The sequence below is a fragment of the Robinsoniella sp. KNHs210 genome (assembly GCF_000686105.1).
Lineage (GTDB): Bacteria > Bacillota > Clostridia > Lachnospirales > Lachnospiraceae > Robinsoniella > Robinsoniella peoriensis.
Genome location: NZ_JMLZ01000002.1, coordinates 3,708,639 through 3,725,158, shown reverse-complemented (window position 1 = coordinate 3,725,158; position 16,520 = coordinate 3,708,639). Strand labels below are relative to the sequence as shown.

Annotated in this window: 17 protein-coding genes and 2 pseudogenes; 4 read left to right on the top strand and 15 right to left on the bottom strand. The window is 42.0% G+C overall.

All coding sequences use genetic code 11. The annotated features are described in order from the left end of the window. Positions 1-103: 103 nt before the first annotated feature. Both CD03_RS0122750 and CD03_RS0122745 read left to right on the top strand, forming a co-directional pair. Positions 104-832 (top strand): ABC transporter ATP-binding protein, encoded by a 729-nt coding sequence (locus tag CD03_RS0122750; protein WP_027295597.1) that lies wholly within the window; start codon positions 104-106, stop codon positions 830-832. Beyond that, positions 825-2,525, top strand: a complete 1,701-nt coding sequence (locus CD03_RS0122745; protein ID WP_027295596.1) for a putative ABC transporter permease subunit — start codon at positions 825-827, stop codon at positions 2,523-2,525. The genes CD03_RS0122750 and CD03_RS0122745 overlap by 8 nt, the downstream gene beginning before the upstream one ends. An 81-nt stretch (positions 2,526-2,606) precedes the next feature. Here the strand turns inward: CD03_RS0122745 and CD03_RS0122740 are convergent, their stop codons facing one another. The 11 genes from CD03_RS0122740 to CD03_RS0122685 all read right to left on the bottom strand — a co-directional run bounded on the left by CD03_RS0122740 (position 2,607) and on the right by CD03_RS0122685 (position 11,903). Beyond that, positions 2,607-2,906 (bottom strand): hypothetical protein, encoded by a 300-nt coding sequence (locus CD03_RS0122740; RefSeq protein ID WP_242849141.1) that lies wholly within the window; start codon positions 2,904-2,906, stop codon positions 2,607-2,609. A 138-nt stretch (positions 2,907-3,044) separates the two neighbouring features. Continuing rightward, positions 3,045-4,022, bottom strand: coding sequence for a MarR family transcriptional regulator (locus tag CD03_RS0122730; RefSeq protein WP_027295594.1), 978 nt, complete (start codon positions 4,020-4,022; stop codon positions 3,045-3,047). 134 nt (positions 4,023-4,156) lie between these two features. Beyond that, entirely contained in the window at positions 4,157-5,131 is a 975-nt protein-coding gene (locus CD03_RS0122725; protein ID WP_027295593.1) for a Gfo/Idh/MocA family protein, read from the bottom strand. Between the two features lie 210 nt (positions 5,132-5,341). Then, positions 5,342-6,187 carry an L-ribulose-5-phosphate 3-epimerase gene (locus CD03_RS0122715; RefSeq protein WP_027295592.1) on the bottom strand — a complete coding sequence of 282 codons (846 nt, stop codon included), beginning with the start codon at positions 6,185-6,187 and terminating at the stop codon, positions 5,342-5,344. Between the two features lie 18 nt (positions 6,188-6,205). After that, positions 6,206-7,720 carry an FGGY-family carbohydrate kinase gene (locus tag CD03_RS0122710; protein WP_027295591.1) on the bottom strand — a complete coding sequence of 505 codons (1,515 nt, stop codon included), beginning with the start codon at positions 7,718-7,720 and terminating at the stop codon, positions 6,206-6,208. A 106-nt stretch (positions 7,721-7,826) separates the two neighbouring features. Beyond that, complete coding sequence (locus CD03_RS0122705) at positions 7,827-9,062, bottom strand: hypothetical protein (protein ID WP_027295590.1); 1,236 nt, start codon at positions 9,060-9,062, stop codon at positions 7,827-7,829. 60 nt (positions 9,063-9,122) lie between these two features. Beyond that, the gene (locus tag CD03_RS38025) at positions 9,123-9,263 is read right to left on the bottom strand and encodes a DUF4432 family protein (protein ID WP_255348110.1); all 141 of its coding nucleotides are present in this window, start codon (positions 9,261-9,263) and stop codon (positions 9,123-9,125) included. Next, positions 9,221-9,418 (bottom strand): DUF6783 domain-containing protein, encoded by a 198-nt coding sequence (locus CD03_RS40105; protein WP_442969726.1) that lies wholly within the window; start codon positions 9,416-9,418, stop codon positions 9,221-9,223. The genes CD03_RS38025 and CD03_RS40105 overlap by 43 nt, the downstream gene beginning before the upstream one ends. Further along, the gene (locus CD03_RS0122695) at positions 9,330-9,758 is read right to left on the bottom strand and encodes an RbsD/FucU family protein (protein ID WP_027295589.1); all 429 of its coding nucleotides are present in this window, start codon (positions 9,756-9,758) and stop codon (positions 9,330-9,332) included. Before CD03_RS0122695 ends, CD03_RS40105 begins: the two co-directional genes overlap by 89 nt. Positions 9,759-9,823: 65 nt before the next feature. Continuing rightward, the gene (locus CD03_RS34465; protein ID WP_052377930.1) at positions 9,824-10,915 is read right to left on the bottom strand and encodes a substrate-binding domain-containing protein; all 1,092 of its coding nucleotides are present in this window, start codon (positions 10,913-10,915) and stop codon (positions 9,824-9,826) included. A 43-nt stretch (positions 10,916-10,958) separates the two neighbouring features. Then, the gene (locus CD03_RS0122685; RefSeq protein WP_027295588.1) at positions 10,959-11,903 is read right to left on the bottom strand and encodes an ABC transporter permease; all 945 of its coding nucleotides are present in this window, start codon (positions 11,901-11,903) and stop codon (positions 10,959-10,961) included. Here CD03_RS0122685 and CD03_RS40100 point away from each other — a divergent pair. Further along, positions 11,852-11,971, top strand: a pseudogene (locus CD03_RS40100) (hypothetical protein); the annotation flags it as partial. The gene CD03_RS0122685 and the pseudogene CD03_RS40100 sit on opposite strands and share 52 nt — an antisense overlap. On the opposite strand, the pseudogene CD03_RS39600 reads toward CD03_RS40100, so the two are convergent. Beyond that, positions 11,924-12,070 (bottom strand): annotated as a pseudogene (locus tag CD03_RS39600) (DUF6783 domain-containing protein); the annotation flags it as partial. The pseudogenes CD03_RS40100 and CD03_RS39600 sit on opposite strands and share 48 nt — an antisense overlap. Between CD03_RS39600 and CD03_RS40095 the strand changes: the two are divergent. Beyond that, positions 12,044-12,103, top strand: coding sequence for a hypothetical protein (locus CD03_RS40095; protein ID WP_442969744.1), 60 nt, complete (start codon positions 12,044-12,046; stop codon positions 12,101-12,103). The pseudogene CD03_RS39600 and the gene CD03_RS40095 sit on opposite strands and share 27 nt — an antisense overlap. Before the next feature lies 1 nt (position 12,104). On the opposite strand, the gene CD03_RS0122680 is transcribed toward CD03_RS40095, so the two are convergent. The 3 genes from CD03_RS0122680 to CD03_RS0122670 all read right to left on the bottom strand — a co-directional run bounded on the left by CD03_RS0122680 (position 12,105) and on the right by CD03_RS0122670 (position 16,312). Then, positions 12,105-13,607, bottom strand: a complete 1,503-nt coding sequence (locus CD03_RS0122680; protein WP_027295587.1) for a sugar ABC transporter ATP-binding protein — start codon at positions 13,605-13,607, stop codon at positions 12,105-12,107. A gap of 23 nt (positions 13,608-13,630) precedes the next feature. Beyond that, on the bottom strand, positions 13,631-14,875 hold the full coding sequence (locus CD03_RS34460) for a hypothetical protein (protein WP_044289605.1): 1,245 nt from the start codon (positions 14,873-14,875) through the stop codon (positions 13,631-13,633). A 363-nt stretch (positions 14,876-15,238) separates the two neighbouring features. After that, complete coding sequence (locus CD03_RS0122670; RefSeq protein ID WP_027295586.1) at positions 15,239-16,312, bottom strand: LacI family DNA-binding transcriptional regulator; 1,074 nt, start codon at positions 16,310-16,312, stop codon at positions 15,239-15,241. Between the last annotated feature and the right edge of the window lie 208 nt (positions 16,313-16,520).

The window sequence follows — 16,520 nt, the reverse complement described above, 5'->3', positions numbered from 1 at the left end:
TGCTTTGCCAAAATTTTACTTGTTTATTTGACTTTATAGGAGTAAAATATAGAAAACTTTATAGATAAACTCTAAAATTTCAAAGAACAAGAAGGAGAAAGCTATGATTAATCTGACAAATGTTTCCAAGACTTACGGTAACAGTGGGAAGAAAGCTGTCGATTCCTTGAACTGGAACATTGAAGATGGCAAAATTACCGGATTTATCGGACCAAATGGTGCCGGTAAGACTACAACTTTGAAAATGATTACCGGTATCACCAGGCCTGATGACGGCAGCATCACTCTGAACGGACTGGATATATCCCGTAATCCTACAGAGGCAAAAAAACAGTTTGGATTTGTTTCTGATTCCCCTGACAATTTTCTCAGACTGAAAGGAATTGAGTATTTGAACTTTATGGCAGATATCTACGAGGTACCCTCGCAGACGAGATCGTCCCTCATAGATAGCTTTGCCAAACGCTTTGACATGGAAGAGGCGCTGAACAGCCGGATTATGGGATACTCCCACGGAATGCGGCAAAAGATTATGGTAATGGGCGCCCTGATCCACAATCCTTCAATATGGATTCTGGATGAACCCCTTACCGGTTTGGATCCAAATTCCGCATACGTACTGAAAGAAATGATGCGGGAACATGCATCTACCGGAAAATCAGTCCTTTTTTCCACACACGTACTGGAAGTAGCTGAAAAACTATGTGATCAGGTGGCGATCATTAACAAAGGCAAGCTGTTATTCCTGGGAACGCTTGACGAGTTAAAAACAATCCATCCTGGCGAAGATTCACTGGAAAATATCTTCCTGGAGATAACAAGGAATGCATAAATTTTTTATACTTACAAAGATTCTTTTAAAAAGCGGCCTGGGAATGACGCCTGTCACCAAAAATGGCAGTAGCCAAAAGAAGAAACGGTCTGCAGGAGGCAACAGTCAGCTCCTGCTATTGGTAGTACTTGCAGTTTGCTTACTGCCCCTTGCCGGTTCTTTATTCGCTTTTGGACGAACCTTTTATCATACTTTTGCACAATTAAATATGCCGGAAACTCCGGTTCAACTGCTCTGCTATGCAGCTTCCTTTACTGTATTGGTATTTGCACTGCCTTATGTGGTATCCGTGTTCTTCCTGTCTTCTGACCTGGAAACGCTGCTGCCCCTGCCATTGAAGCCCTGGCAGATTATTGGTGCAAAATTTACCGCTGTTTTAATTTATGAATACCTGATCATCGCCCTGTTTATCCTGCCTCCATTTATTGGGTATGGTTTTGAAGCACAGGGGGGCGTTCTATTCTGGCTCTTTATGATCCTGGTTGTTCTGGTGCTTCCGGTTATTCCATTGATTTATGCGTCACTGATTGCAATTTTGATGATGCGGGTATTTAAAAATATTAAGAACAAAGAGATGATCAGCACCGTATGCTCCTTTTTAATGATTTTTATTATCTGCGGTGCCAGCATGATGGTAAACCGTACGCCGGATGCAGCTCAAATGGCAAATCTGGTGATTGCTAACAAAAATCTGCTTGACAAATTGAATATAATATTTCCTAATTTAACATTTGCAGGGGATGCTTTAGTTCATTCCAGTATTGTATCCATGCTATTATTTATTTTACTGGCGGGAGTATTTCTGGTTATCTTTTTATTTATTGCTGACAGAATTTACTTTGGCGGAGTTATGGGGATGCAGGAAGTAACATCAAAGCGCAAAAAAATGTCGCAGACGGAGAAAGAATCCTATAGCCGCAGTAAAAGTCCGGTAAAAGCCTATGCCATTAAAGAGTTCAAACTGCTCTTCCGCACACCGGTATATTTCATGAACTGCCTGATGACACCGTTAATTTTCCCTCTTTTAATAGGCATACCGATCATTATTTCCTTAGCTGGCTCCAAGGTAAGCCTGTTACCAATACTGACTCAGCTGGCTTCCACAGCCGGGAATACCGTTACCGCAGTTTTATTGCTTCTTTCCTTTGTACTCCCGATTTTTATCGGCGGTTCCTGTATGGTAACCAGTACCTGCATTTCCAGAGAAGGACAGGGATACATCTTTATGAAATATATTCCTATGTCTATCCGGGATCAGCTTCGGGCTAAGATTTTGAATGGTTTTTTGATCTGCCTTGCAGCGACACTGCCTTACACAATCATCTGTACGGTTCTGGGCTTGGTTTTGCTGAATGCAAATTTCCTTGTGATTATTTTATGTCCGGTCATTACGGTGCTTACACTGCTTATGATTAACTATGCCGCACTGTGGGCTGACCTTACAAACCCGAAACTCATCTGGGAAAGCGAACAGGCTGCCGTGAAACAGAATTTCACTGCAACGATTCTGCTGTTTGCAGTGTGGATCATGGGATTCGCAATGGCAGGCGGAGCATTTGCCCTTTATATTATTCTGGGACTTCCTTCTATATTAATCGCGTTGTTCTTTTGTATTGTTCTGGGGATATTGCTATTTGTAATTAGAAATGGGGTTTATTCTTATGGTGCTAAGAGAATTGAAGAATTAGATTAAGTAGGTATTGCAGATGTGAGATTGCTTTTAGTTTCCGAGATGCTGGGCCATGGTGTAAAACAGCGTGGTTCCGGCATTTTTTTAATCTTTGAAACAGCTCTCTATCTTATCAAGAATTTGATCATATGTATAACCTTTAATTCCAAGGTTTTTTAAATCAATACGTTCCTTTCGTATGCTTCTAAGAAATCGCGTCACGTCTTTCTGAACCGTTCCTGTGGTTTTCAGCTTCATATCCGGATGCATATACAGTGCCAGACGAATAACATCATTCTTATGTTTTTTTATACTATTGCTATCGATCTGTTCTCCGTTCTGTTTTCTTTCGGTCAGGTCAAGCCACGCTTTCATTTTAAACAAAGCCAGACTTTCCAAATTCAAAACGGAAATTTCAAAACCATATCCAGATCCTTTGTCTTTCGAAAAAGAACTCCTTCTCTTTCTAAAACAATGTCGCAAGCTGTTCCACCAATAAACACATATTGTCCAGAATATTCCTGAAAGAACTCTTAAATTTCTCTATTCCTTGAACCATGTATACTCCTCCATCATTTCATTTATTGCCATGTCAATTCTCTCGTCGTTATTTTTCAAGCTGCATATCATACTTATTGGGTCTACACATTTGTCATTAGTCAATAAGGAAATGTCATATTTCATTATCTGAACCTCATATAACCTCTCTTCTAAGGCCATCTCCCTTGTAACCCTGTATTTTTGCAATTCCTCTTCTTTACTGGTATAAGCTGCAATTATTGGATGCTCTGGTTCACCTAACATTGACTTTTTACTCAAGGCAGCTAATCCTCCTGCATATATTTTCACATTTGAGGAAATATCGCTTACAAAGAAAACCTTTCTTACAGGATTGATTAAATATTGTTTGCCTTCTTTGAAAAATTTCTTTTTATCCTTACAGATATAAACCTTTTTACGTCCGGTCTTTCCTTCAATAAAGTACTCTAATAACCCGAGTTTCACAAAAGTATCTGATGCCCTTGACACTGTCATTCTGGTTATATTTAGTTTTTCACTGATTTCCTGTTGTATAACGTAATCCTTATCATGGTACAAGATCCAAAGAAAGATGAGCTGCATAGCCGGCGTAAACTGTTCTTTCACATTTTCTTCCCTGTATTCTTTTTCTTTAGATTGCAGATGAAGTCCCAAAAACGGCAAATACATCTGATTATCTTCACAGATAAATGGTATTTTTTGCGAAATAAACATCTTTCGTTTGTATGGGGATGTGCTTTTCATAGCTAAAACAATTGGATACCCCAATCTAGTTTCCATGATATTTATTTGCTTTTGAATCTGGGATATCATCCGTTCCTCAAGTGACTTTATCAGTATAAATTTTATTCCAATAGCTTTCACTAAATAATAATTATAGCTATCACACAGGTAAGGGCTCAATTTGTTTGCTGTATTAAAACTTTTTATCTCAACATCATTATCTACCATTTGCTGCAGATACTTTTTTATGTTTTCCATTTTATCACCTCAAAATCAATATAACATTTAAAAGTTATATTGTAAATAAAAATGTTACATTTATTTTAATTTTAAATATATCACGGTGCACTACAATAGTACACCGTGACACCGCAAAGCTATAACTTTAAACCTTATTGATTCTCCCCAGGAATCTGATACCCCCAGGATCTCCGCATATCATCCATAATCTCCAGCACCCGGATAGTTTCTTCATGAGGCATCTCTCTGCACTGGGTTCTCCCTTCCTGTATCGCCCTGCGGCAGGCTTCTACCTCATATTCATATCCGGTGATCTGTTCCGGAGGCGTGTAATCTGCTAATTCTCTGTAATTTTCGTCGAAGACTCTGATGTGCTCTATGTTATTTACATTTGTGATCTCTATGTAGCCTTTATCACCAAAGATGCTTGCCCTGCGATTCAGTGCGCCAAGCATACTGCTGTGCATCACAGCTATTTCCCCGCCCTCAAATATCATGGTGATGCTGTCCGAATAATCTACTCCTTTTTCAGACATCACTGCACTGGAAGTTACTTTGCTGATTTTATTTCCGAAGACCATCATTGCGAAGTTTACCATATAGACTCCCACATCCAGCAATGCCCCGCCAGCCAGGGACGGTTCTACCATCCTGGTTACACTTTCCAGAGCGTAGCCCAGATTGCCTGTCAGTGATACTGCCTTACCTATGACTCCGCTGTCTATAATATCATTTACCATTTTCCGGGACGGCATATATCTTGTCCAGATTGCTTCTGTCAGAAGGAGTCCTTTTTCTTCTGCCATTTGCAGTACTTCCCTCGCCTGCCTGGCATTTACCGTAAATGATTTTTCGCATAGAACATGTTTCTGATGTGCCAGGCACAGTCTGATATGCTCATAATGATGAGAATGCGGGGTTGCTATATATACCAGATCAACTTCTTTATCAGAAAGCATTTCTTCATAAGAGCCATATGCTTTCGTAAAGCCGTATTGTTCTGCAAAAGACTGTGCCCGTTTGGCATCTCTTGCTGCGATTGCGTATGCCTCTACCATTTCCATTTTTGTTATAGTCGCAGCCATTTTATGTGCAATCTGGCCTGCTCCCAGAATTGCCATCCTCATTCTTGAACCCTTGCCTGCCGCAAGCCTGCTTGCGGAATTTCCTGAATCAGCAGTATGATTTTCCTGTATTTTTTTCTCCATTTTATTCCCTTTCCTGTTATTTTTGCCCATAGTAGGCATTTGGTCCATGTTTATGCATGAAATGTTTATGCATGAAATGTTTACGCATGAAATGTTTATCCTGGGTTACCTGGGGTGCAGTCAGAACTCTCATGCCTCCATCTTATCTAATATTTTGCCCATTCTGTTACGGGCATCCTTCAGATCGTCTTTCCACTTCCCGCTCCCTGTATACCAGAATTCTGTTACAAATTTACGCACACCGATTTCCCAGGCGGCAGCAATCATTTCTTCGAAATTTACATGCCCTGTTCCAAAAGGAATCTCCCGAAACTTTCCGGGCACTGTCTCTTTTAAGTGAACAGATGTAATATGCCCGGCACCTGTTCGTAAATCTTTTTGAACATTGGTGTCATAGCTGACCGATGCATTTTTAATATTACCGCTGTCCGGATATACCGTCAGATAGGTAGAATTTATATTTTTGACATAGTTCATTGCCTTTTCCACGGTGTTCATAAACTCCGTTTCCATGGTTTCAAATCCTAATGTAATACCCAGACTTGCCGCCATCATTACCGCTTTTTTCAGGTTTTTTTCAAACCGCCGGACTGTTTCCGGAGTGGATTGTTCATAGTATACATCATAGCCTGCCAATTGGATAATCCGAATTCCCAGGTCATCCGCAAGGCAAATTGCTTTTTCCATTATTTCCATTCCTCTGCCTGCAATTTCCGGATTATTGCTTCCAAGGGGATATTTGCGGTGCCCGCTCAGGCACATACTTCTTATGGGAATGCCCGCTGCAAACATGGTATCGATCAGTTCCAGCCTTTCTTTTTTTGACCAGTCAAGCCTTGCCAGCTTTTCTTCCGTTTCATCTATGCTGATTTCCACAAAATCAAAACCGGCAGATTTTGCAGCCTGAAGCTTTTCTTCCCAGGTAAGTTCAGGCGGCATTGCTTTTTCGTATAAACCAAGAGTATATGCTTTCATTTTTTATCCTTTCTTTTTTCAATTCTTAAAATGTTTCCAGGTCCCGCTCAGCCCATTGATTACCGCACGATAAGCCGTATACTTTTCTTCATATATCTCTTTGTATTCCAAACGGGGCATCACCGTTTTAGTGATAGTGACCGTTCGTCGGATGGCATCCTGATAATCAGTGTAGATTCCTGCTGCTATTCCAGCTGCCATTGCCGCTCCCTGTGCCCCCAGTTCTTTGTCTTCAATCACATCAACCGGGATCTGCAGTGCATCGGCAAAAATCTGAACCCATACATCAGAATTAGCTGCACCCCCGGAAAGCCGGATGCTGGATGGCATGGAACGGTTTTGCATTAATTTTTTAACATGGGTCAGATGTGAAAATACAATTCCTTCGTACACTGCCCGCAGCATATGTTTCTTGTTGTGGTATCCGGTAAGGCCCACAAAGGTTCCCTTTGCCAGTGCATCTTCATTGGAGCCGTTTAAAAATGGCAGAAAGATCACGTTGGACTCCTCCGGCTTTATTTCTTCCACCCATTTATTAGTAATATCATAGATGGACTTCCCGTCTTCTTTTGCCGACTCTTTTTCAAAGTTCAGAAGATTTCGGATGAACCATTCCATGTTTCCGGCAGATGTCGGGCTGCTTTCTTCTATCAGAAAATAACCCGGTATGCAGAACATGGAGTTCAGAGCAACTGTTTTGTTGGTTACCGGAGCTTTTCCAATGAATTCATTGATACTCCAGGTTCCTGCTATCATGCACATCTGCTCTTCATCTGACAAACCGGAAGCGATCCCGCAGGCATCTACATCAAACATACCCGCCGCAACCGGAATCCCCTGTGGCAGAGTGGTTTTTTTACTAGCCTGGTCCGTTATGTAACCGCAGATATCCGCAGACCCCCGAAGAGGAGGCAGCTTTTCATATATTTCCTCTAATCCGAAGAGTTTCAGATGCTCTCTGTCATACTGTCCGGTGTTTAAATTTACCAGATTGGCTCCCGTAAAATCGGATAACTCTGCAAATGCTTCTCCGGTCAGACGATATCTGATATAATCTTTTACTGCGAAAATAAACTTTGTGTTTGCAATCACATCAGAATGGTGATCCTTCAACCATGCCAGAATACTCACCGGCTGACATGCCAGTATCTCCTGATAAGATTTCTCGAATACCTTTTCTCTGGTGCCGTCGCGATTCCATTTTTCTACATACTCCCATGCCCTGGCATCGGTAGACAGGATACCGTTATAGGATGGCTTGTCATCATACCCCACCATATACAACCCTTTTCCATGTCCGGAAAAAGATATACCGGCTATATCATCGGGATTTATTTTGCTGTCAGAAATTGCCGCACGAATTGCTGCTGCATTGATTTCCCAAAGTTCTTCCATATCTCTTTCCGTATAACCGGGCTTTGGTGTAATGGTCACGGAAGGGACGCTGGCTACAGATATCTGTCTTCCCTCCTGGTCAAAGATTGCTGCTTTTGAAAAAGTACCCCCATTGTCAATCCCCATCAAATATTTCATCTGCTATCTTCTCCTTTCCATATAAAAATCCCCGAATACAAGCTTGATTCCTGCATTCGGGGACGTAATTACTTGATTTTACAGGCAGCGGATCAAATGGCAGTAACTATTTGCACATTTGGCTGCTGACGCAGGATGCCGGTACTTCTTTTGGCACATCCGGATGGTTTGGACCAAAATGTTTTAGTAATACCAATGGCTCTACCTTACTCTCATTCGTGATTACAACACCCTCTTTTGCAGTACCTTCAGAAACGAAGAACTCATCTGAACTTTGCTGACCAAAACGCAGCAGGGTCACCGCTTCTGCATCGTAAACACCCATTTTCCCATGTCCCTGGATAAAGATACATCCATAAGCCGCCCCATCTTTTATCGTTACTGTCTGCCCTGGATAAATGGTTAATTCTTTTGCCGCAACATAATCATTTGCGTAAGTCACCCATTTTTCAATGTACTGTTCTGTCTCACTCGCTGTAACAGGCGGCCTGAAATAGGTCTGTTTGTAATGGGGATCCGTATTCTTTTCCCAGTCCAGCAAGCCAAAAATATAATCTATGTCATCCTTCTTGTCATCCGGACATTCCTCAACCAGCATATCTCTAGGATATATTTCTCCGGAAACTACATTTTCCTGTACGGAATTTACATCGGAATTCCACTGTGGTTCATATGTAAGATATGATGCCGGAGCATGAATGACACCGGCCGGAGTATACCAGCCCGTCCCAAGCTGAACCCGGTAAGCCCTGGATAATTCAGTAATTCTGGTATCATCTTCATTATAATTACGCAGTCTTCTCTTTACCTCTTCCGGATCTGTATCCGGATCAAAACCAAAGTAAGTGGCACCACATTCTCCCTGGTAATTATTTAACTGCCTGGGGAAATAGTAGCACTCCGGCTTGCCAAGCTTACCGACTCTCGCCGCATCCTCAAAGGTAAGGTGGACATGATGGAACAAAGGATTTTCGAAATCAAAGAATTTTGAATACATGGGCCATCCCCCATACTTTTTCATGAGTTCTTTTCCCACAATTTTCTCACCCATTGTATCAATAGCTTCCTTTAATGTAAATTTTTCATCTATTTCATAAGATACGGCTACATAACTCATTCCCTCGTCCGGTGCTGCCAGCGGTCCGTTATTAGCTGGAATTGTGGAGGAAAACCATCTTTCCTTAATAGACCCTCTCTCAATTCCCAGTGCATAATAATCATCAGGGTGTAATTTTAATCGGTGTCCTGCCTTTCCAAATCTTCTTGGTACAAAGGTGGGATTTAGGCGGAAAATCCCGCCTCCTTCTTCAAATACTTTTTCTATTAATGATTGGTTTGCCATATTTTTCTTCCTTTCTGGCTTCTATCTACTTTTTCTGTAATTTTCCGTTTTTTATATTTTCTAATGCCTCACGGCCGAGCCATTTTCTATTGCACCTGCAATGCCGTCAATGGTTGCATTTGCAGGCTCCAATCCCATGACGTAATCTCCGGCACCCATCATTTTCCATTGCACAAAATGATCCAGTTTGTGGGAGAACACGCTCTAGAGCGTGTTTTAAAATTGCTTTCTGACAGATGTGCGTCACAGTTTGTGGAAGAACACGCTCTAGCACACACCTTTCTGCAATACAATATTTGCGTAACGTGCTGTTGTTCCGGTCTGTACAACCAGATATGCCTTCTCGGATTCCTCATAAAAGGGAAGGCGGTCTGCAAAATCAAATTCTTGAAATGCCCGGTCAGTATCATGTTTTTTTAATATACGTTTATAGACATCCCATATTTCAGGTGTGGGCTCAGTTGGCAGATTGCGCATGAGCCTGACCGGATGTTTGATAAAATTATCCAGTGGAAAAAATGGTAAAATTGCTTCCAACAGTTCCGGAACCTCCACTCCTTCCAGCCGTATCAGCCGTTTTGCATGTGCCGCTGCCGGATAATTAGCATCGGCTATAATCAGTACATCACTATGTCCCATTTCCATCATTACTTTCATTAACTCCGGGGAAATAATCTTTGGTATATTCTTAAGCATACTGCACCCTCATTTCTACCGGCGCCTCCGGCAGGGTAAATGCTGACGGAGGCTGCCGCTTTTTATTAATTCATAAATTCGTCTACATTATCTTTGGTAACTAACTGGAATGGAATTCTGATATCATATTCCACCTTTTCTCCTTTTGCCAGTGCCAGAGCTGTATCAACAGCTGTGGCTCCCTGACCTTCCGCATCCTGGAAAACCGTACATGCCATTTCACCATTTTTCACTGCCGTCAGGGCATCAGAAATGGCGTCAACACCTGTGATCATAATATCTGTTCTGCCTGCTGCTTTACATGCAGATAATGCACCAAGAGCCATATCATCATTTTCGCAGATAATTCCTTTTAATTCGTCTCCATAGGTAGTAATCCAGTCTTCTGCCAGTGCCAGAGCCTCTTCTCTCTTCCAGTTTGCAGTCTGCTCAGCCAGCAGTTCATATTTATCAAATAAACCGGCTTCTTCATAACCTGCCCAGCGTCCTACCTGGCCTGCCTGTCCCATCGGTCCCTGGATAACACAGATTTTGGATCCTTCCGGCAGGTTTTCTAATACATAGTTCGCTTCAATCAAACCGGATTCTTTGTCTTCACATCCTACAAAGGACTGGTAATCCTTATTTACCGTATCACAGTTACAGTTTACAATGGGAATGTTTGCTTCATTGGCTTTTGTAATACAGGGGCTGCTTCCATCCATATCCTGAGCATTTAAAATAATTGCATCCACCTGCTGTGTGATCAGATTCTCTGTAATTTCTATCTGCTTGTTAACATCGCCTTCCGCATCATTCATCAGCAATTTTACACCCAGCTCTTTTCCCCTTGCCTCAATTGCATCTGCAATTCTCTTAACAAATGTGTCTGAATTGTCCTTCATAATTACGCCAATGGTGAAATCCCCGTTATCTGCTGAAGCGGCTGCGGCCGCCTGTGTGGCTTTCTCTACTGCTTCTGTGCCTGCATCGGCAGCTTTTGTCCCGGCTGATGTCTCTGCATTTGCCGGTTCTGTTGTCTCAGCCGCATCCGTTGTCTTTGCTGCCTCTGTTGTCTTTGCTGCCTCTGTTGTCTTGCTGCTGCCCTGTCCGCATCCTGCGAGAACTGAAGCCACCATTGCCACTGCGAGTAAACCACTGATCATTTTCTTCTTCATACCTTTATCCTCCTTATTTTTTAATAAATAGGTATCTTAGTTGTTATTCCCTGCTCTTTGTCTTCATGTCCATTAATACAGCCAGCAATATAATGAAGCCTTTTACAATCTGCTGCCAAAACGAGTTGACATTTACAAGGTTTAGTGAGTTACTGATTAATCCAATAATGATAAAGCCGAATATTGTTCCGCGCAGGCCGCCGATGCCGCCGCTCATACTGGTACCGCCAATTGCCGTTGCCGCAATGGCATCCAGTTCAAATCCCTCTGCTGCCGTTGGCTGACCGGAACTAATGCGGGCCGATAATATCAAACCAACGATACCGCAGCAGACACCGGATAATATGTAAACCATCATTTCCACTTTACGCGTCTTCACACCTGAGAGTTTCGCGGCATTCTTATTGCCGCCGATTGCAAATACATATCTTCCGAAGGTGGTACATTTCAAAACAACCAGACCAATGATACAAACGATCACCAGAATGATAATCGGTGTTGGGACTCCAAGTACATTTCCCTGCCCGATTGCCAGGAAGGATTCATTGGTAATGGTATATGGCTTTCCATTGGAATAGACCATTGCAAATCCCCGACCGATTGTTGTACTGGCTAAGGTTGCAATAAATGGCTGAAAACCAATATACGCTACCAGGTAGCCATTTAATATGCCGAATGCAACTGCTGCCAAAACACCAGCCACACATGCCAGAAATACATTTCCATCATTCATAAGCAGCGAACCGCTGATGACACTGGTAACTGCAACAAGCGATCCTACCGAAAGGTCAATTCCTCCTGTCAGGATAATGAAAGTCATTCCCACTGCCAGAATACCGTTGATGGATACCTGCCGAAGAATATTTAAAATATTTCCGCTGGATAAAAATACCGGTTTAACAATTGTCATAAGTACCACTATGAATATGATTACGAATACCAGTCCAAATTCCCGAAGTACCTTTCCCAAATTCTTCTTATTATTCATTTTGTTCTCCTCCTAGAGCGTGTTCTAAAATTGCTTTCTGGCAGCTGTGCGTTACACTTTGCGGGAGATTTGTCCCGGATGAAGGGCACGTAGCGGGCCACGTAACCTGAATTCTGGGCAAATATGCCGCAAAGCGGGATGTGCAGATGGCGGGAATGAATTTTCAAAGAAGCTCTACAGAGTCTTTGAAAATGCTATAGGCTATAATGCTAATTTTAAAATTGTCTGCTGTGATTTCGTTTCATCTCCCTGAAGTTCTCCCGTAATCTTGCCTCTGGACATTACGATGATACGGTTACTCATTCCAATCAGCTCCGGCATTTCAGATGAGATCATGATAATAGCCATGCCCCCTTTTGCAAGATCTACCATCATACGGTAGATAGCAGCTTTCGCTCCTACATCGATTCCTCTCGTGGGCTCATCCATAATTAATACTTTAGGTCCGGCCAGAAGGCATTTTGCTAAAACTACCTTCTGCTGGTTTCCTCCGGACAGGCTGCTCACCAGGTCATTAATGCCGTTCATTTTTGTAGTCATTTTCCGTGCCATTTCATCGCATATTTTTCTCTCTTTTGCCTTGTTGATAAAGCTTAACCGGCTGTATTTATCTGCATTTTGAAGGGTTATGTTCTCCTTAATATCGCGGCATAATACCAAACCCAGATCCTTTCTGTCTTCAGATGCCATAATGATATGGTACCTGTTTGCATCCTTTGGGTGGTTGATGGTTATGGGCTTTCCCTCCATAATTATTTCGCCGCTGTCCAGCCTGTCGTATCCTACCAGGGCACGCATTACTTCGCTTCGTCCGGCGCCTACCAGACCTGCCAGCCCCAGGATCTCCCCCGCGCGAACCTCAATATTAATATCCTGAAATACTCCTTTTCGGGTAAAGTTCTTCAATTCCAGGACAACTTCTCCTTTTGGCGAATCGTTAACCGGATAACCACCTTCCAGCTCCCGTCCTACCATCATGTTGATGAGTTCTTCCGGCGATGCCTCGGATATCCTCACGCAGCCGATAAAGCTTCCGTCACGAAGAACCGACACCCGGTCTGCCAGCTGAAACACTTCATCCATTCTGTGTGATATATATACAATCCCTACATTTTTTGCTTTTAAATTATCAATTATCTTAAACAATATTTCCGTTTCTGTCTCAGATAATGATGATGTTGGCTCATCCATAATAATTACTTTTGAATCATAGGAAACTGCTTTTATGATTTCCATCATCTGAACCTGGGCAATGTTCAGATGTTTCATTTTCATATTTGGTTTTATCAGCTCCTGTAAACCATATTCCTCTAATATTTTTTCCGTTTTTTTATTGAGCTCTTTAACATCAACAAAAGGAAGTCCTTTTATTTTTTTATTTTCTCTTCCTAAAAAGACGTTTTCGGCAACTGTCATTTCCTGTATCGGACTCAGTTCCTGATGAATCATGGAAATCCCCATATCCAGGGCATCACGCGCATCTTTAAAATCAACCCGCTGCCCCTGAAAGATGATCTCGCCGCTATCTCTGGTATATATTCCCATGATAATTTTCATAAGCGTTGACTTTCCCGCTCCGTTTTCACCCATTAATGCATGGAGTTCACCGGGTGCGATACATAGCTCTACGTTATTCAGTACATTTACGCCTGCAAATGATTTACTGATACCTTTTGCCTCCAGGATATATTTTTCACTTTGCAAAATACTTCCTCCTTCCTATATGTTTAACAGCGCGTGTCCGGAGTTTCAAACGGGCTCTGGTTTATATTCAATTCCGGATTATCCGAGAAGTGCTTCAGAATAACAATTGGGTCTGTGGAGGAAGGATTTGTGATTGTGACCCCTTCCTTTGCGGCTTTTTCTGTTACAAAATATTCATCGTGGGTTAATTCCCCATAATGGATTAAAGCCGGAGACTCTATTTCCCATACGCCAAACTTTCCATTTCCCTCCAGGCAGATGAGTCCATATGGTGCCAGATCCCTGATCGTAACGGTGTGCCCCGGTAATACGGTAAGCCTTTTTGCTGAAACTGTCTTGCATTTGTAGCAGATCCATTCTTCTATGTAACCTTTTTCCAGCATTTCTTCCAAAGGTCTCACCGGAACCGGCTTCATGTACCGTTTTTCATGGAAGTCGGGATCTATATTCGCTTCCCAGTCAATTACATCTAAAAGGTAATCATAGTTCCCCATTTCCTCCGGGGGTGTATTTTTCCATAGGAGATCTTCTCCCACGATCTGTCCATTTAATAGTACTGACTGGTACATTGCGTAAACATCAGATGCAAACTGAGGCTCGTAAGTGCAGAGGCTGCCGGGTGCATGCATTACTCCCGGCGGTACATCATACCCCGTATCCAGTTCCAGTTTATGAGCTCTGGATAAACCCAGGATGTTGTTATCCCCTTTTGTAAATTTCTTTAATGCTTCCAGCACTGCTTCCTTTGTAGTCTCAGGATTAAATCCAAAGAACGTAAATGGAAATTCACCGCCATGATTGTTCAGCTGGGAGGGAAAGAAATACATCTCCGGCTTGCCGGATGCCCCTACCCGTTTTGCATGTTCTTCTCGGTGATGGATATGATGGGGAAGCGGTCCTGCATTATCAAAGAATTTGGAAAACATTGCCCAGCCATGATACTTATTCCATAGCGTCTCACCGATAATTGCCGGACCTGCCAGTTCTATGGCATCTCTCAGAAGTACTTTTTCCTTTCCTTCATCATCCGCAACGATATAACTCAGTCCTTCATCCTCCGGTGTACCGGGACCATTTTCTGCCCAAGTCGTAGAAGCAAACCATCGTTCATCAATACCGCCCCTCTGACCCAGAATAAAATAATCGTCCGGATGTAGTTTTATTCGTTTACCTGGTCTGCAAAATGATCTCGGCACCCAGGTTGGCGCCAGCCGTAAAACTCCTTTTCCCTGCTCAAGTGCCCGGTCAACTACTTCCTTTTTATTCATTTGCATAAACCTCCTCCAGTATTTGTACATTTCTTATAATTTTTTATTTACTTTCTAAAATCATCTGTTTAACTTGACACAAGAATATCAGAAAAACGTTTTTCTGTCAATGGTGTTTTAAATAATATTATTTTTTTATACAATTTATTCAAAATATTATCTGTATTTTTAGCACTATATCACAACTTATACCCCTGTCCCTTTACTCTTTTGCAAGACAATTTTATTCATTTACGCTAATTCCATAAAATATTACGTTTGTTTTAATTATGTCAGCAAAACGTTTTTCTGTCAATTGAAATTACTTTTACCACAAAAAAATAAGGGCTTCCTCCTGTTAAAAGGTACCCTTACTCTTTATTCTTACCAGTCCGACAATATCCAATCTTCCGGTGCATCTTTCACCGTAGATTTACGAACAACCAGACGCGATTCCATCTTCATCCTGATTACTTCTTTATTTTCTTCATTTTCAATTCTGTCAAATAAAATTTTTGCCGTTTCAATCCCTGCATGTTTTTTGCGTATATGAATGGTCGAAAGAGCCGGTTCCACTACGCTTGAAATAAATACATCATCATAGCCGATAATCTTAATCTCTTCCGGAACTTTTTTATGGTGCTCCCGCAGTGCTTTTAATGCGCCTACTGCCATCTGGTCATTGCCGCTGAATACACCGTCAATGCCAGGCATGGATTTAAGCAGTTCCTTCATCGCAGCATAGCCGCTCTGGTGAGAATAATCCCCTTCTGCAACCATAGAATCATCCACGCTTAGTCCTGCTTCTGCCATTGCCTTCCGGTATCCAAGGGCACGGTCTGTTGCGATGCTCATAAAAAAAGGTCCGGAAATATGCCCAATCCTTTTACATCCTTCATCTATCAAATGTTTCACTGCCATTTTTGCACCCGTTACACCATCGAAATACACAGAATCTATCCCAAATTCTGAAAAGTCACGCTCTATGCTGACCAGCGGAATTTTCTTATCATGCTCCGCCAGATTTTTTAACTTCTTCAGATAATTGTCCTGTCCACTCTGGGGCACTACAGAAGCAAATATAATTCCATCTACCCGATTCGTAATCAAACTTTTAAACTTTTCCAGCTCCCGTTCGATAGCCGCCGCTTCCCCATAAACTCCCTGGGTATCACAGATCATAATCTGGTATCCTTTTTCATTTGCTACAGAATAGATTCCTTTCACAATATATGGATAAAAAAGCCCGCACATATCAGCTGTGATAACTCCTATGGTTCCTGACTTTTTCTTCTTCATGCTTCTCGCTACCGGATTCGGTTTGTAAGAAAGCTCTTTTGCAGCTATTTCTACTTTTCTCTGCAAATCAGGGCTGACAAATTTGGAATTATTTAATACATTTGAAACCGTGGATATGGAAACTCCGGCGCGCTTTGCCACGTCTTTTATGCCTGCCATGGCTCCTCCTTTCTCACCTTACATGGGTTTATGAATATCCTCGCTGCATTTATTCTATCATCTCATAAATGCAATATGTAAAACCATACGATTATCACTATATGGGAGGTATTATTATTATAATAGCATAATATTCCGAAGATTCAAACAGCTTAAATTATTTTTTACTGACCGCATTTTGGGGATAATCTTTTGGAGGATCTTGTGA

What these genes read in the sequence shown, in the direction of transcription:
- CD03_RS0122750 (WP_027295597.1), top strand. Translation starts at nt 104, where the DNA reads ATGATTAATCTGACAAATGTTTCCAAGACTTACGGTAACAGTGGGAAG.
- CD03_RS0122745 (WP_027295596.1), top strand. Translation starts at nt 825, where the DNA reads ATGCATAAATTTTTTATACTTACAAAGATTCTTTTAAAAAGCGGCCTG.
- CD03_RS0122730 (WP_027295594.1), bottom strand. Translation starts at nt 4,022, where the DNA reads ATGGAAAACATAAAAAAGTATCTGCAGCAAATGGTAGATAATGATGTT.
- CD03_RS0122725 (WP_027295593.1), bottom strand. Translation starts at nt 5,131, where the DNA reads ATGAGGATGGCAATTCTGGGAGCAGGCCAGATTGCACATAAAATGGCT.
- CD03_RS0122715 (WP_027295592.1), bottom strand. Translation starts at nt 6,187, where the DNA reads ATGAAAGCATATACTCTTGGTTTATACGAAAAAGCAATGCCGCCTGAA.
- CD03_RS0122710 (WP_027295591.1), bottom strand. Translation starts at nt 7,720, where the DNA reads ATGAAATATTTGATGGGGATTGACAATGGGGGTACTTTTTCAAAAGCA.
- CD03_RS0122705 (WP_027295590.1), bottom strand. Translation starts at nt 9,062, where the DNA reads ATGGCAAACCAATCATTAATAGAAAAAGTATTTGAAGAAGGAGGCGGG.
- CD03_RS40105 (WP_442969726.1), bottom strand. Translation starts at nt 9,418, where the DNA reads ATGAGGAATCCGAGAAGGCATATCTGGTTGTACAGACCGGAACAACAG.
- CD03_RS0122695 (WP_027295589.1), bottom strand. Translation starts at nt 9,758, where the DNA reads ATGCTTAAGAATATACCAAAGATTATTTCCCCGGAGTTAATGAAAGTA.
- CD03_RS34465 (WP_052377930.1), bottom strand. Translation starts at nt 10,915, where the DNA reads ATGAAGAAGAAAATGATCAGTGGTTTACTCGCAGTGGCAATGGTGGCT.
- CD03_RS0122685 (WP_027295588.1), bottom strand. Translation starts at nt 11,903, where the DNA reads ATGAATAATAAGAAGAATTTGGGAAAGGTACTTCGGGAATTTGGACTG.
- CD03_RS34460 (WP_044289605.1), bottom strand. Translation starts at nt 14,875, where the DNA reads ATGAATAAAAAGGAAGTAGTTGACCGGGCACTTGAGCAGGGAAAAGGA.
- CD03_RS0122670 (WP_027295586.1), bottom strand. Translation starts at nt 16,312, where the DNA reads ATGGCAGGCATAAAAGACGTGGCAAAGCGCGCCGGAGTTTCCATATCC.